Raw genomic sequence first — 16,287 nt, forward strand, 5'->3', positions numbered from 1 at the left:
ATAACTAATGAAATTAGAAACATTATCGATTCACGCCGGTTACTCTCCTGACCCTACCACTAAGTCCGTTGCCGTGCCAATCTACCAAACCACCTCTTATGCTTTTGACGATACTCAGCATGGTGCTGACCTCTTCGATTTAAAAGTCGCGGGTAATATTTACACTCGTATCATGAACCCGACTAACGATGTTTTAGAGCAACGAGTTGCTGCGCTTGAAGGCGGTGTCGCTGGCTTGGCCGTTGCTTCTGGTATGGCGGCAATTACTTATGCGATTCAAACTATCGCACAAGCTGGAGACAACATTGTTTCTGTAGCTAAATTATACGGTGGAACCTATAATTTATTTGCCCATGCTCTGCCGCGTTTAGGAATTGAAACACGTTTTGCGGAGCATGACGATCTCGCCGCATTTGATGCGCTTATTGATGATAAGACGCGGGCTATTTTTTGTGAGTCAATTTCAAACCCAGCGGGCTTTATTGTTGATATTGCGGCGCTCGCTGAAGTTGCACACCGCCATGGTATTCCTTTGATTGTCGATAATACGGTGGCGACACCTTATTTATGCCGTCCATTTGAACATGGGGCAGATATCGTCGTTCATTCATTGACAAAATATATTGGTGGTCACGGTACATCACTTGGCGGAATGGTTATTGATTCAGGTAAGTTTCCATGGACAAAATACCCGAATCGCTTTTCGTTATTGATAGAGCCGGATGTGGCATACCATGGTGTCAGTTATACCGAACATTTTGGTGCAGCGGCCTTTATTGCTCGTTGCCGTGTTGCGCCATTGCGCGGAACGGGGGCTGCATTATCACCGTTTAACGCATTCTTGATTTTACAAGGTTTAGAAACCCTCGCGCTAAGAATGGATAGACATACCGAAAATGCGCTAAAAGTTGCGAACTACCTGGAAAATCATCCACAAGTAGAGTGGGTGAAATATGCAGGGCTACCGAGTAACCCTGAACATGGCTTAGCGCAAAAGTATATGAACGGCAAGCCAGCAAGTATTATGTCGTTTGGTATTAAAGGTGGCCAAGAAGCAGGGGCACGCTTTATTGATGCCTTGAAACTGATTGTGCGGTTGGTAAATATTGGTGATGCTAAATCACTAGCCTGCCACCCTGCATCAACGACACATCGTCAACTTAATGATGCAGAGTTAGCGCAGGCAGGAGTTTCTCGGGATATGATCCGCTTATCAATTGGCATAGAACATATTGATGATATTTTAGCAGACCTTGAACAGGCGTTAGCTGCTGCCAAATAGTTTTACTTTGTATGAATAACAACCGGTTATGGTAAATACCCTGACCGGTTTTTGTTTATAAACTGCCGTACACTTTTTTGTATTAATGACTAATATTAAGAACGAATTAAATTTTCACCTTATTTTTAAATACTGAACTATTCTTTAAACACTCAGTCTTATTATTTGATTCTTATCTATTTTTGTATATGAATTGTAGTATTCATTTATTGATTGTTTATATACAGCGACCTTTCTACCAACTAACGTTCGATTTGTTTAAATGGGGTTTAATTGGCATAACGATAATAGCTAAATAAAAGAGCGTGTTTGCTCAAACGAAATAAATAAAATGATTAAATATCAATAAAAAGAATGGTTGAGATGAGATGATTATGGCAAACAATAGAATTGCCTACCTTAAATGGTGCCTGTTATTTGGTTTTGTCCTAGTGACCTATTTTTTACCCTTAAATGGTAGGTTACTGTGGCAACCGGATGAACTGCGGTATGCAGAAATTAGTCGGGAATTGATTATAAGTTATAACTGGAGTGTTCCTGAACTTTTAGATATTCGTTATTTTGAGAAACCTATTTTTGGTTATTGGGTAGGGGCTGTTTTCCAAATGTTATTTGGTGAAAATAACATTTCTGTTCGTCTTGGAGTAGTATTTAGTACATTAGTCAGTGGGTTATTTGTTTATCTCAGCGCTAAAATGGCTTGGAAAAACTCACGTATTGCGTTTAATGCGGCCTTTATTTACCTTTCAATGCTGATGGTCTTTACCATCGGTACCTACAATATTCTTGACCCGATTGTGACAGCATTTATCACTATGGTGATTTTCTTTTTCCAATGGGGTTTAACGACAAAATACTTCTCTCATAAATTACTCGCTTTTATGATGATGGGAGTAGCCTGTGGGTTAGGGGTATTAACAAAAGGTTTTCTCGTTTTAGTGCTGCCAGTGCTTGTTTGCTCTGTTGCCGCTATTTACTTTAAGCAATTCAAAGAAGTATTTGTTTTCTCGTTTGTTTCGCTGTTCACTGCTTTTGTCGTGTGCTTACCTTGGGCCTTTGTTATTGCCAGCCGTGAGCCTGATTTCTGGAACTATTTCTTCTGGGTTGAGCATATTCAACGTTTTATGGCGAATAACGCGCAAAACAAATCCCCATTTTGGTTTTATATCCCTATCTTGCTCGCTGCGGTATTACCTTGGCTAGGGTACCTTTTTGGTGCGCTACGACACGCATGGCAGCAAAAAGGGTTACATATTTATTTTCTATTATGGTTTATCGTGCCATTTGTTTTTTTCAGTATTACTAAAGGAAAATTACTGACCTATATTTTGCCTTGTATTGCACCGATCGCGGTTCTTATGGCAGCCTACATTGAAAAAATACTGACTGAGAAAAACACACTCACTATTCGTTTGAATGCATTGATTAACACACTGATAGGTGGCGTTATTGCTGGTGGAATTATTGCTTCTGCTTATTACCCTAAACTGAATGTATATCAGGCCGATGAAAGTGGAAAGCTATGGTTAGCCGCTGGCGCATTTATTTTTTGGTTATTGGTTGCGTTGCTTTCTTTCAAACAACGGTTTTGGTATTTAGCCGCAGTGTGTACGGTGGCAATTAGCTTAACGGTGGGGCATGTGATCCCATCTCGTATTGCCAGTAATAATACGCCACAAGAGGTGATTGCGAAGTATCATCACCAGTTAGCTGATAAATCTGTATTGTTAACCAATAATGTCGGGCTAGGCACCACATTGGCATGGGTACTTAAACGCAGTGATATTACGATGCTTCACCAAACTGGGGAATTAGGCTACGGGCTAAAATACCCAGATGCCGCTAATCGGTTTTATAGCTTAAAGCAGTTACCTGATTTATTAAAAAATTATCATTATAAAGATGTGGCGGTGGTCGTAGAAAGTTCTCAGCGTGAATTGTTGGACGCATTACCCGGCAACCCAATTATTATTCGGGAAGGTAATCTTGTTTTAGCTTTTTATGAAGGCCAATAGAGACAGTACGTTGGGATGTTATTTGATAATCGCCGCCATACCATTTAGGTTTGGCGGCTATTTACATTAGCGTGTAGGCTTATTTAAAGTGCTCGAGTTTGACGCTGAATGAGATTTTTCCAGACCTGCGGGGAGACCATGATAAATTAATAGCATGGTCATGCTATTGCTCATCGCATTCACTTCCACTTCGTTGACTGTACGGCTGTTACGTTGATGACGGCTAGTTAACGTATTTCTCATTGGGACGTCTCCTAAGTTTCTTTGATTAGGCGATTCGCTTCGGCAAGCTCATAGCGCCTTGGTGTTAGTGCGGTTGCACTGTGATTACGGGCTAGCAAGGTATAAATGGTTGGTAAAACAAACAGGGTAAATAATGTGCCAACTAACATACCAGTGACTATCACTAAGCCTAAGCCAAAGCGGCTATTTGCTCCTGCTCCAGTGGCGAATAGCAGAGGAACTAAGCCAATCACCATTGCTGCGGTTGTCATTAGTATTGGGCGTAAACGAATTTGTGCTGCTTTGAGAATGGCATGTCGTCTATCTAACCCTTCATTGGCTTGCAATTCATTGGCAAACTCAACCATCAATATTCCGTGTTTACTGATTAAGCCAATCAATGTGACTAAGCCGATTTGGGTGTAAATATTTAATGTTGCATAACCAAGTGCCAATGGAATTAACGCACCACAAATTGAAAGTGGAACAGTAATCAAGATAATCAATGGGTCGACTAAACTTTCATATTGTGCCGCTAAGACTAAGTAAATAATGATGAGCGCCGCCATAAAGGCAAAGGCGAGGGTGTTTCCTTCTTGTTTATATTGGCGCGAATCGGATTGCCAGTCATGGCTAAAACCTGCTGGTAGCTCATTGGCAATATTATCTAAATAAGCAACAGCTTGGCCTAATGTGACACCAGGAGCAGGTATTGCTTGGAAAATTGCCGCATTTTGCTGATTAAATTGCGTGAGTTTATTCGGTTCAACTTGGGTATTGATATCAACCACCGTTGACAATGGGATCATAGTTCCCGCTTCCGATTTCACATAATGGCGTGAAAGGGCTTCCGGTGTTAAGCGTTGGCTACGAATACTTTGAGGGATCACATCATAAGAACGGCCATCCATCCCAAAGCGGTTAATATAGTTTTCCCCCACTAATAAGGTCAGTGATTCCCCGATATCTTGCATACGAATACCTAAGCTATTCGCTTTTGAACGGTTTATGCGGACTTCTACCACTGGGTTGTTGTAGTCGAGGTCACTATCTACCACCATAAACAGACCGCTTTCACGTGCTTGTTGCTTGATCTCTTCCATGGTTTTATAGAGTACCGAATAATCTTGCGGACTTCTGAGAACCATTTGGATTGGCAAGCCACCCGTTGAACCTGGCAAGGCGGGTAACTGGAAAACGAAAATACTGTTCCCTTCGACATCACCGACGCGCCCTTGTAAGTCACCTTGGATCTCAGATGCGGCGCGGTCACGCTGCTCCCATGATGTCAAGTTAGTTCCCCCAAAGCTGGCGGAGGGGCCATCGGTTCCGTTAATAATCCAAGTACTTTCTGTTTCTGGCAACTCCATGAAAACATCATGTAATTTACGCGAAAAACGTTCTACATACTCGAGGTTAGCGTGTTGCGGAGATTTGATCGCCGTTAATACACTAGACTGGTCTTCCACAGGGGCTAATTCACGAGGAGCTGATTGATAAAGCAGTGGTAAGCTAATGAATACACCAACGGCAATAACACCTGTTAACCAACGGTTTTTCAAAGAGAAATTCAATACAATGGTATAGTAATGGGCTAAGGTAGAAAAGAAGGTTTCTGCCATGCGCGCCATACGCCCTTCATTCTGTTTTGAGTTCAACATAAACGAGCTCATTACAGGGGAAAGGGTTAATGCCACAATCCCGGAAACAATCACCGCCCCGGCCAACGTGAGTGCGAATTCTTTAAACAAAGCTCCCGTTAAACCTGACATCAGCCCTATTGGAGCATATACCGCCGCCAAGGTGATCGTCATCGCGATAACTGGGCCTGCCACTTCACGAGCACCAATTAAAGCCGCTAAAACCGGTGATTTCCCTTCTTCAATATGGCGATGGACGTTTTCGACCACAACGATAGCATCATCGACGACGAGACCAATTGCTAATACCATGGCCAGTAGCGTCAGTAAGTTAATACTAAACCCAAATGCCATCATGAGTGCGGCTGCACCTAACATAGATAGCGGAATAGCTAAAATTGGGATGATTACGCTGCGAATTGACCCTAAACACAGGTAAATAACCGCAATAACAATCAGTAGCGCTTCAACTAATGTACTAATCACTTGGTCAATAGACGCTTTAATAAAGCGCGAAGTTTCAAATGCCATTTCCACCTTAACACCGGGTGGTAAGGTTTTGGTGATGTCAGGCATTAATTGATTCATGCCGTCAACGATTACTAGAGGGTTACCCGTTGGTGTGGCAAATAAACCAAGGTAAATAGCAGGCTCACCATTCATTAAACCACTGGTTTCTGTGGAAGCGGCTCCTAATTCAATGGTTCCCACATCTTTTAACCGTACTAATCCATTGCCGTCGTTGCGGATCACTAGATCACGAAACTCATCGACATTAGTGAGGTCGGTATTAACATAGACATTAGAAATCACGAACTCGCCTTTGACTTTACCGGGTGCCGCTTGGTAGTTGTTTTGGCGAACTGCTTGTGCAACATCCGCAGCGGTTAGCCCTCGGCCAGCTAATTTATCGGCATCCAGCCATAAACGCATTGCTAATTGTTGGCCTCCAAAGACTTGAACTTTAGCAACACCATCAATTGAGGAATACATTGGCTCAATGACGCGAGAAATATAGTCTGTCAGGGCTGGAATGGATAAATTGGTGCTGGAAAAACCGATATAAGCAACCGCAGTGGATTCCCCAGAAGAAAGTTCAATCACAGGGTCATAAGCTTCTTTCGGTAATTTATAACGAACTTGGTTCACCTTCGCCATTACTTGTGCAAGGGCTTGAGTGGAGTCTCGGTTAAGTTCCATTCGTACGGTGACAAGGCTACTTCCTTGCACAGAAGAAGAAGACAGATAATCGACGCCTTCCACAGAGGAAACCGCTTGTGCGATGGGTTGTGTCACAAACCCTTGCATCAATTTAGCTGATGCGCCAGGGTATTGCGTAGTAATGGTGATCGTCGAGCTTTCAAGTTGTGGATATTGGCGAATAGGCAGTTTACTCAGCGCAAATAAACCAATTAATACAATCAGCGCACTGACCACGAGAGCCAGAACAGGTCGGCGAACAAAAATATCAGTAAATTTCATTACGCCTTCCTTATGAACCTTGAGCCGTATTAGTGACAGGTTCAGACAATGTATCTTGGGCAACAGGGGTGACAGCAGAGCCGTCGTTTAAGCGTAATTGCCCAGAAGTGACGACTTTATCGTTAGCACTTAAGCCGTGTTCTATTTCAATTTTGCCATCCCAACGTTGCCCCGTTTTTACGGACACCCGCTTGACGGTCATCGCATCCCCTTCACCTTGCGTAATAAATACGGTATCGCCATAGGCGGTATACGTAACAGCGGTTTCTGGGATTGTAATGACTTCATTACTGGCTTGGCGTACCACATTCACATTGGCGTACATCCCAGCTTTTAATGTGCCATCGCTATTTTCTAATGTGGCTTGCAGGGCGATAGTACGTGATTTACCAATGAGTGGGTCAATGGCCGTAATACGGGCTGGAAAAGTTTTATTGGGATAAGCATCAACTGTAATATCAACAATTTGGCCTTGATGCAGTTCCGGTGAGGCCTGTTCATCTAAGGAAAAGTTGAGCTTTAAGGTTTTGGTATCCACCAGGCTGGCAATGGCTTCCCCTGGGTTTAAATACTGTCCTTCATGGACTTGGCGAATACCTATCGTACCGTCGAATGGCGCTCGGATCGTCTTTTGCGCAATTAATGCTTGGGTTTGGCGGATCAGGCCTTGGGCAATATCACGTTCAGCACGTGTACTGTCCACTTGAGCCTCTGCCACTAAATGTTGCGCAGATAATGAACGTGTTCTTTCATATAAGCGAGCCGCATTGCGCAACTGTGCTTGGTAACGTGATAAATCAGCTTGTTCAACGGCATCATTGAGTTGCACTAATAATTGGCCTTTTTTGACTTGCTGGCCAGATTCAAATGCAATTTTTGTTATACGGCCATTGGTTTCTGCCGCGACTAAGACTTGGCTGCCAGCTTCTAACTCACCTACACCGTAAAAAGTACGAGGCGCGGTATCTAAGCTAACAGGTGCCAATGCCACTTTTACGGGTGGATATTGGTATGCTGCTTGTTCGTCTTCTTCATTTTGCGCATAGGTCGAATAAATCGCGCTACCCGCCCCAACAGCGATCAAAACGGAACAAAGTGTCATTATTGTTTTTTTATTCATTAAATTTTCCTTCTATTTCTGCGTCTTTAACGCGAAATAAAGACCTCGAAAATGCCCTGCAATGGCGATAGCGATTAAGCCCCCAATAACAGCGATATGTTCAATTGCCCAAAACATGGCGATTTGAGCTTGTTCTCCCGTGTAGCTCCAAAAGGTGTGGACAACCACAATAGTGAGGAACAAAAACACGGCTAACGCGCCAGTTCCAAGCCATAAAAGACGGTTAAATAGCACAAGAACAGAGCCAATTAACATGACAGCAGCAGAAGCAATATTGAAAAACCAATCTGGGTGAAGACCTGCGGCACGCATTTCGGCCAGACTATTTTCATAATCAAAAACTTTGGCTAAACCAGATGAAATAAATAAAACCAAGACTAGTAAGCGAGCAATAACCCATAAGCTATTGCTTTCTAACATTTTGGTAATCACCGATGGCATAAACCTATCCCCTTTTAAAAAATAACCTCAATTGACAAACTAGCAGGGTGGCACTATAAAACCTTAAGTTAAGTTGAGGTCAAGCAAAGGTGAGCTAAAATGGCGGACAAAGACACAAAAACGATAAAACCTCAGAAGAATGAGGGGAAAAAAATTGATTTTACTCGGGCATTAACGGTGGGCGAAGTGGCAAAACGCTCGGGAGTGCCTGTTTCTACAGTCCATTTTTATGAATCAAAGGGGCTAATTCAAAGTACACGAACTCAAGGGAATCAGCGACGATTTCACTCTGTTGTACTTCGTTACATCGCCATTATTAAGGTTGCACAAAGTACGGGGATCCCACTACATGAAATTCAAGAGGCATTGGGGCGTTTTCCTGCAAATAGCGCGCTAACTTCGGAGCAATGGAAGGAGATGTCGACGCAATGGCGTAAATCTTTAGATAAGCGTATTCGGCAACTGACACGTTTACGTAATGAGTTGGATAACTGTATTGGTTGTGGTTGCTTATCACTCAGTGACTGTCCGCTGCGCAATCCTGATGATGTACTTGGTAGGAAAGGCCCTGGTGCCCGTATTTTAGAACGTCCATAAGTTATTTTATTAATTTCTGCGATTAATCATACTTTTCATTATTTGGATAGCCGCTGCTGAAAGTGGCTATTTAACGATTTATATCATCACCTTACTATTTAAATTACCGCACATAATGGATATTTTTTGCGCCCATCGGCTACCCCTTTCCAGCATATTTGCGTAACTATTCGTTATGTTAATTTTTTGTGAACTCATTGTAACTAAATGAGAGAAAAAGAGGGTGACAAAGATGAAAGGCTTGAATAATAAGATTGCCATTGTGACTGGGGGAGCGACCAAAATTGGTGCAACCGTTGCGAAGGTATTAAGTGATTACGGCGTTAAAGTCACGATTTTTGACATTGATACCTTGAATGGTGAAAAGGTAGCTCAAAGTGAGCCCAATATTGATTTTCTTCCTGTCGATATCACTGACGACCAACAACTTAAACAAGGCATTGACCGTGTTGCGCAAAAATATGGGCAACTCGATTTTTTAGTTAATCTGGCTGCCACTTATCTTGATGAAGGCCAGTTATCTACAAGGCAGGATTGGCTCACTGCGTTGAATATTAATGTGGTGAGTGCAGTGATGGCTGCGCAGCTTGCAAAAGTACATTTCGCAAAATCGGGTAAAGGTGCCATCGTCAATTTTACCAGTATTTCTTCTTCTGTCGCCCAAACTGGTCGTTGGCTCTACCCTGCATCTAAAGCCACCATGTTAGAGGTAACTCGCAGCCAAGCAATGGATTATGCGGCTGAAGGAATTCGTGTAAATTCCGTTTCCCCTGGGTGGACTTGGTCCCGAGTTATGGATGAAATCACAGGGGGAGACCGTCAAAAAACAGACCGTGTTGCTGCTGATTACCACTTATTAAAACGCGTTGGTGACCCAGAAGAAGTCGCTCAAGTTGTCGCGTTCCTACTTTCTGATTTGGCCAGCTTTGTTACAGGTGCGGATTACGCTGTCGATGGCGGTTACTCCGCTATGGGGCCTGAACAGGCTAAACCGGCAATTCCCCGTCTTGCTGAATAAGACACCATTTTAACTATTTTGTAGAGGAAAATACTATGCGCCGTATTGCTATCGTCGGTGGTGGTCAAGCGGGTATGCCATTAGCTTTGGGTCTACTCAATAAAGGTTATGAAGTCACTGTTGCAACAAACCGCACTCCAGATGACGTTAAAAATGGCCGAGTGATGTCGAGCCAGTGCATGTTCGATATTTCACTGCAATTTGAACGTGATTTAGGCATTAATTTTTGGGAAGAACAGTGTCCGCCGGTTGAAGGAATTGGTTTTACAGTTCCTCATCCCGAAAAAGCGGGGGAAAAAGTAATTTCTTGGCGTTCACGTCTCGATAATTATGCCCAAGCTGTCGACCAACGTATCAAAATGCCTTACTGGATGGAGTTATTTGCAGCTCGTGGCGGTAATTTACGCATTGAAGATGTTGGTATTGCAGAACTGGAACGCTTAGCGCAAACACACGATTTAGTCGTGTTAGCGGGTGGAAAAGGGGAAATTGTTAAACTGCTTGAGCGCGATGCCTCCCGCTCACCTTATGACAAACCACAACGGGCCTTGGCACTGACTTATGTGCATGGCATGTTACCAACGCCAGAGTATTCACAAGTTTCTTTCAACTTAATACCCGGTGTTGGTGAGTATTTTGTGTTCCCATCACTGACGAATAGTGGTGATTGCCACATTATGGTGTTTGAAGGGATCCCCGGTGGGCCTATGGATCAGTGGAATGAAGCTCGTACTCCACAGGAACACTTGGCATACAGTAAAAAAATACTCAATACCTATTTACCTTGGGAAGCAGAACGTTGTCATAATGTTGAGTTAACTGATGATAATGGCATCTTAGCCGGAAGATTTGCACCAACAGTGAGAAAACCAGTGTTAACTTTACCATCAGGTAACATTGTGTTTGGTTTAGGAGATGCGTTAGTCACCAATGACCCACTAACGGGTCAAGGTTCGAATAACGCTACCAAGGCTTGTAAAGTCTATTATGACGCTATTTTAGCCCATGGTGACAAACCTTACACTGCAAAGTGGATGAATGACACATTTGAACAGTTCTGGAAGTATGGTCGCCATGTTGTGGAATGGACCAATTCCTTACTCGCCCCACCTGAGCCGCATATTTTACACCTATTGGGTGCAGCCCAGCAGCTGCCATCCCTCGCACACACCATCGCGAATGCCTTTAATTACCCGCCCGTATTATTCCCTTGGTGGAAAGATGAGGCTGCTTGTGAGGCGTATATTCAATCGCAAATGATGGAAGAAGCTCGAGCTTAATGGGAGATATCAGTATGTCTATGATTGCAGAGGATACACTCATGTGTGATAGGGAATGGGGCGATACCGAATTTGAATCAAAGATATTGCGTAATCTGTTGGGATGTTACCCAACAGGCGTGGCTATTGTTACCACCCGAACTGCAGATGGCCGTGATGTTGGGTTAACTATCAACTCATTTGCGTCGTTATCACTTGACCCACCATTAGTGCTATGGAGCTTAGTGAATCATTCACCAAACCTAGCGGTATTTCGTGATTGTACTCATTTTACTATCAATATATTAGGCCACGGACACCAAGAACTAGCGATGCGTTTTGCGAACCCACGTATCGAAAATAAATTTGCAGATGTGGCTACCCACCTAACACCAGAAGGCGTTCCTGCATTGCATGGTGCTATTGCCACATTGGTGTGCGAAAACCATAAGCAAGACACGATTGGTGACCACTTATTAATAGTGGGGCATGTTCGCCGTATCGGTAGTGAAGCGGGTAAACCGTTAGTGTTCCATGGCGGTAGTTTTACTGCATTACATGAAGCGCCTTAAGGAGGGAGTGACTATGAACCAGCAAATTTTAATGACATTCGCGACACAATTGCAGCAAGGGAACATCCAAGTTATCGACCTGACACAAACCTTATCGCCTTCATTTCCGGCACTGCAATTACCTGAACAATTTGGGCAAGTTTGGTCATTTAGCATGGAACAAATTTCTCGCTACGACGATAACGGCCCTGCATGGTATTGGAATAATTTTAGTTGCGGAGAACATACCGGCACGCATTTTGATGCACCAATTCACTGGATCAGTGGCAAAGACCAAATCAACAACACCGTTGATACTATTCCAGTGGAAAACTTTGTAGCGCCAGCCGTTGTGGTAGATGCCAGTGCGGAAGTGGCTCAAAACCCTGATTGGGTGTTAACTGTAGAGTTTTTGCAAAAATGGGAAGAAAAGCACGGCACAATTCCTAAAGCAGCTTGGGTACTTTTCAGAACGGATTGGTCGAAAAAGGCGAATGACCCGGTTGCCTATGTAAGTATGCGTGAAGATGGTGCACACACGCCCGGACCATCGCAAGAAGCGGTGGAATGGCTTATTCATCAGCGTGATGTCAAAGGGTTTGGTGTTGAAACCATCAATACAGATGCAGGGCAATCATACAGTTGGCCAGTACCTTACCCTTGCCATACTTTAATGCATGGTCACAATAAATATGGCCTGCAATGTTTAACGAACCTCGACAAACTGCCTGCGACAGGTGTCGTGATTGTTGCTGCGCCACTTAAAATTGAAGGTGGTTCTGGCAGCCCATTACGTGTACTCGCACTTGTGGGGTGAGGTATGACAGCAAGCTCAACTCCTCAAGTGATAGTCGTGGGCAGTGGAATGAATTCCTTGATGTGTGCAGCCTTGTTGGCAGTACGTGGAAAATCCGTCCTCGTTCTTGAGCGAAATGACCGCTTAGGGGGCTGTATCCGCACTGAGAATTTGTTTGAGGGCTATACCCACGATTTACTTTCTTGCTGGTACTCCTTATTTGTTGGTAGCCCTGGGTACCAAGAGCTCGAACCCTATTTAAAGCAGTATGGATTAGAATTTGCTCAATGTGATTATTCAACGGGGTTAGTGCAACCGGATGGTCAATCGATTGCGTTAAAACGGGATATTTCTGAAGCGGCTAAGCAACTCGACCAGTTGGCTCCGGGGGATGGCCTTGCATTTCGTAAGATGGCGGAACAGCTATTTACGCAAGATGCAGCGCTTACATTTGGCCTATTAGGGCAAAACCCATATAGCGCCAATATGCTGAAATTATTATTTTCAGAATGGCGAAAACGTGGAGTCGATGGCTTGCTTGATTTTGCAAAAGCAGGAATAGAAAGCTTTCGCCGTTGGTCAGAACGTGAATTACAGCACGACTTTAGCCGAGCTTTGATGGCGCCATGGGTATTACATACCGGACTTGGGCCGGATGAAGCCAGTTCTGCATTAATTGGGAAATTAACCTTTGCGGCGGTGGTGGCTGGTGGTATGCCAGTGGTGAAAGGCGGCAGTGCTCGTATCGTGGAGGCTTTTGCGAAGGTTATTGAAGTGCATGGTGGCCAGCTAAAAACGGGTATGAATGTTGAAAAAATCATCACTATAGGTGAGGGGAGAAACCAACGAGCAACAGGAGTGATGGCGAATGGGCAAATCATTGCTGCGTCTGAAAGCGTAGTTTGTAACGTTACCCCAACGCAGCTGTATGGGGCATTACTCGAAAATACTTCACTGCAAGTGAGGGAAAAAGCGAGAGGTTACCGTTATGGGCGTGCGGGGATGCAAATTCATTTTGCTTTAAGCGCCCCTCCCCCTTGGTGTAATCCTGAACTGTTAAATGTACCACTGGTTCATTTCACTGAAAGCATGGAGCAAGTGTGTTTATCGGTGACACAGGCAAATAATGGTTATTTACCAGATAAACCGACATTTGGTATTGGCCAACCTACCGCGCTCGATCCCAGTCGAGCCCCAGAAGGAGGGTGGATCTTATGGATCCAAATGCAAGAGTTGCCTCGAGTGTTAAAGGGGGATTCTGCTGGTGAAATTTCAGTACCGGATGACGGGGGTTGGGATGAGCAAGTGCGAGAGGCTGTTGCAGATCGAATTCAACAGCGTTTAGAGCTGGTAATGCCAGGCTTTTCTAATTTGATAGTGGGACGCAAGGCAATTTCTCCCGCCGACCTAGAAAATTATAACTGTAACCTTGTTGGTGGTGACCCTTATTCAGGAACTTGTTCACCTGATCAGTTCTTCTGGTTGCGGCCTTTTGCTGCGACTGGCCAGACGAAAACGCATCAAACCGCAGTCAAAAACCTTTTTCATATTGGCGCCTCAACCCACCCCGGTCCGGGTTTAGGTGGTGGTTCAGGTTACCTTGTTGCACAAAAATTAGCAGTCAAACGCAGGACATAATAAATCAGCAAAGGATTTGTGACTTAACAGGTAAAGCACACACAGTAAGCAACCCACTATGGCAGGAAACATGATGAAAAAAACAACAATCGGTAAGCTTGTAGCAGGTTCGTGTCTCAGCATACTTTCGTTTGGTGCGATTGCCACCGAAGGTGGCGGTTTAGGGGTATACCCCGATGGGCTAGAAAACTTTATGTCAGGTGCATTGCCACCGCAAGGGGTACATGTACTGGTGTATGGTGGAAATGCACATTATGACAGTATTCGCGATAACAAAGGCGATAAGATCCCTGTTCCGGGGTTTAGCGTCAATGTGAACGTACTCGCTCCTCGACTTATTTGGGTAACTGATCAAAAAGTCTTTGGTGGTGATCTGGCTTTTCATACGATTGTGCCACTATTGGATGTGACTGCAAAAGCGGCGGGGCAAAAAGATACCAGCCGCGGCCTCGGTGATATTACATTTGGCCCCGCATTAGGGTTTCATCCATCAGCCGATTTGCATTATGTGGTTGGGCTAGATGCGTATGCTCCAACAGGTAAATACAGCAAAACAGACCCATCAAGTTTAGGTAAGAATTATTGGGCGCTGCAACCAGTTTGGGCAATCAGTTATATTCCACCTGTTGGTGTAAATGCGGATTTGAAGATGATGTATGACTTTAACTTCCGCAATAACGATACGAAAACACGTTCAGGGCAAGCATTTCACGCTGATTATGCACTAGGTTGGGGGTTCGGCAATGGTTGGGTGGCAGGTATTGGGGGCTATGCATTTTGGCAAACGACAGATGATAGCGGACCAAATTCAGCTCAAGGAAAAGCTCGAGCCTATTCTATTGGGCCTTCAATTCGCTATGCTAACCCGCAAGGGTGGCTATTTACTGCTAAATGGGAAAAGGATTTTGAAGTCAGAAACCGTCCAGAAGGTTCCCAAATTTATTTGAAGGCATCGATACCTTTTTAAACACGTTTGTATATCAAAACCCCATATTGGTATTACATAACAATATGGGGGGTATTTCTAAGAAAGTGATGATTGGGAATTTAGGCTTTTTTCATACTCTGACTTGGAGTTTCACCATAGCGTTGTTTGTAATCTGCACTAAAGCGACCCATATGGGCAAATCCCCAACGTAAAGCTACCCCAGTGACGCTAGTTGCTTCCCCTGAAAGGAGCTCTGCTCGAACACGTTCCATCCGTAAATCACGTAGATACTGCATTGGGCTGATATCTAAGAACTCTTTAAAACCAGCATATAAACTGCGTAAGCTGACGCCTGCAATATGAGCTAGCTGCTCAACAGTGATAGGTTCATGGGCGTGTGCTTCTAAATATTCTTGCACTCTGCGTACGTGACGAGGACGAATTGTTGACCTTCGCATGCCTGAGTCTTCGATATAATTATGGCCTTGGGTAGAAAGTAAAGTGACAGAAACCAATTGTTCAACTTGAGTCGTGATCAATTTATGTTGTAAGAGATCGGGCGCGCGAGTTGCGCATTCAATCAGGTAATTCATTAAAGTGCGCCATGCAATGCAAGATTGCCAAGCAAAACCCAACTCAAAAACTAACGGTTTATCTAAAGTATGCCCTAGTTGGCCTACTAAGGATCTTTCGAGTAAAGAACGGGAAATACGTAACATAAATTGATCGTTATCGCTATTCCAACGCATTATTGTTGATTCTTCAGGGCTAAGAAGTGAGGCCATCTGAGGAGTTGATTCAATACATTTTCCACCACTTTCGATGACTGCTGTACCTGATAGAGGCATTTGAACCAAAAAAAAGTCCTGTAGTTGCCCTGGAATAATGGAGACATCGGCACCATAGCGTAAACGGCTTAGAGAAATATCCCCCATAGGAATATAGTGCATACGAGCATCAAGGCGTTGATGTGGATTAAGTAAGTTAAATTGATGTGGCTTCATGACTCGACCAACCATCGATTTAATCTCTTCAGGGTCAGCTGAGGTAAATAATAAACGCTCTGAAGAACAGAGCTGATTTTCAATCTGAGATGCAGATGAATGGGACCACGAGTTGCTCAACATCGGAGGTTCCTCCAAAATGATTTGCCAGCCCTGCTTTATAGAATAACCAAAATAGGGCCCGACTAATATTGCTTGTTATGTGTTTTTCTCAGTAAATTCAATTTATTATAATATTTTGCAATGACTTATTATATTAGGGAGGAATGCTTTCCATTTAAGTCAAATGAAGCC

The 16,287-nt window shown here is 43.8% G+C and carries 14 protein-coding genes; 9 read left to right on the forward strand and 5 right to left on the reverse strand.

The features are described from left to right. Nucleotides 1–7 precede the first annotated feature (7 nt). Both M1F25_RS01825 and arnT read left to right on the forward strand, forming a co-directional pair. Nucleotides 8–1,282 carry a bifunctional O-acetylhomoserine aminocarboxypropyltransferase/cysteine synthase gene (locus M1F25_RS01825; RefSeq protein WP_096864568.1) on the forward strand — a complete coding sequence of 425 codons (1,275 nt, stop codon included), beginning with the start codon at nucleotides 8–10 and terminating at the stop codon, nucleotides 1,280–1,282. Between the two features lie 368 nt (nucleotides 1,283–1,650). Continuing rightward, complete coding sequence (gene arnT / locus M1F25_RS01830; RefSeq protein WP_004261136.1) at nucleotides 1,651–3,297, forward strand: lipid IV(A) 4-amino-4-deoxy-L-arabinosyltransferase; 1,647 nt, start codon at nucleotides 1,651–1,653, stop codon at nucleotides 3,295–3,297. Nucleotides 3,298–3,363: 66 nt separating this feature from the next. Here arnT and M1F25_RS01835 read toward each other — a convergent pair whose 3' ends face one another. The 4 genes from M1F25_RS01835 to M1F25_RS01850 are packed head-to-tail and all read right to left on the reverse strand — an operon-like array spanning nucleotide 3,364 to nucleotide 8,202. After that, a complete protein-coding gene (locus tag M1F25_RS01835; protein ID WP_181489153.1) occupies nucleotides 3,364–3,540 on the reverse strand; it encodes a hypothetical protein in 177 nt (58 codons plus the stop codon). A gap of 11 nt (nucleotides 3,541–3,551) precedes the next feature. Next, nucleotides 3,552–6,641: a MexW/MexI family multidrug efflux RND transporter permease subunit gene (locus tag M1F25_RS01840; protein WP_181489155.1), complete on the reverse strand. Its 3,090-nt coding sequence runs from the start codon at nucleotides 6,639–6,641 to the stop codon at nucleotides 3,552–3,554. A gap of 10 nt (nucleotides 6,642–6,651) precedes the next feature. Further along, entirely contained in the window at nucleotides 6,652–7,761 is a 1,110-nt protein-coding gene (locus tag M1F25_RS01845; RefSeq protein ID WP_096864570.1) for an efflux RND transporter periplasmic adaptor subunit, read from the reverse strand. 12 nt (nucleotides 7,762–7,773) lie between these two features. Continuing rightward, nucleotides 7,774–8,202, reverse strand: a complete 429-nt coding sequence (locus M1F25_RS01850; protein ID WP_004261127.1) for a DoxX family protein — start codon at nucleotides 8,200–8,202, stop codon at nucleotides 7,774–7,776. Between the two features lie 99 nt (nucleotides 8,203–8,301). Here M1F25_RS01850 and soxR point away from each other — a divergent pair, with 99 nt between their 5' ends. The 7 genes from soxR (at nucleotide 8,302) to M1F25_RS01885 (ending at nucleotide 15,028) form a co-directional block, all read left to right on the forward strand. Beyond that, a complete protein-coding gene (gene soxR, locus M1F25_RS01855) occupies nucleotides 8,302–8,799 on the forward strand; it encodes a redox-sensitive transcriptional activator SoxR (RefSeq protein ID WP_004261125.1) in 498 nt (165 codons plus the stop codon). A gap of 232 nt (nucleotides 8,800–9,031) precedes the next feature. After that, nucleotides 9,032–9,817: an SDR family oxidoreductase gene (locus M1F25_RS01860; protein WP_004261123.1), complete on the forward strand. Its 786-nt coding sequence runs from the start codon at nucleotides 9,032–9,034 to the stop codon at nucleotides 9,815–9,817. A 35-nt stretch (nucleotides 9,818–9,852) separates the two neighbouring features. Next, nucleotides 9,853–11,097, forward strand: a complete 1,245-nt coding sequence (locus M1F25_RS01865; protein WP_094961446.1) for a styrene monooxygenase/indole monooxygenase family protein — start codon at nucleotides 9,853–9,855, stop codon at nucleotides 11,095–11,097. A 14-nt stretch (nucleotides 11,098–11,111) separates the two neighbouring features. Further along, on the forward strand, nucleotides 11,112–11,648 hold the full coding sequence (locus M1F25_RS01870) for a flavin reductase family protein (protein ID WP_232368716.1): 537 nt from the start codon (nucleotides 11,112–11,114) through the stop codon (nucleotides 11,646–11,648). Nucleotides 11,649–11,661: 13 nt separating this feature from the next. Further along, on the forward strand, nucleotides 11,662–12,444 hold the full coding sequence (locus M1F25_RS01875) for a cyclase family protein (protein ID WP_036958343.1): 783 nt from the start codon (nucleotides 11,662–11,664) through the stop codon (nucleotides 12,442–12,444). 3 nt (nucleotides 12,445–12,447) lie between these two features. Further along, nucleotides 12,448–14,061, forward strand: a complete 1,614-nt coding sequence (locus tag M1F25_RS01880; RefSeq protein ID WP_181489157.1) for a phytoene desaturase family protein — start codon at nucleotides 12,448–12,450, stop codon at nucleotides 14,059–14,061. 70 nt (nucleotides 14,062–14,131) lie between these two features. Continuing rightward, complete coding sequence (locus M1F25_RS01885; RefSeq protein WP_136134386.1) at nucleotides 14,132–15,028, forward strand: transporter; 897 nt, start codon at nucleotides 14,132–14,134, stop codon at nucleotides 15,026–15,028. Between the two features lie 80 nt (nucleotides 15,029–15,108). Here the strand turns inward: M1F25_RS01885 and M1F25_RS01890 are convergent, their stop codons facing one another. Next, a complete protein-coding gene (locus tag M1F25_RS01890) occupies nucleotides 15,109–16,116 on the reverse strand; it encodes an AraC family transcriptional regulator (protein WP_036958341.1) in 1,008 nt (335 codons plus the stop codon). Nucleotides 16,117–16,287: the final 171 nt, after the last annotated feature.

This window comes from Providencia sp. PROV109, from assembly GCF_033681625.1.
In the GTDB taxonomy this organism is placed as follows: domain Bacteria; phylum Pseudomonadota; class Gammaproteobacteria; order Enterobacterales; family Enterobacteriaceae; genus Providencia; species Providencia hangzhouensis.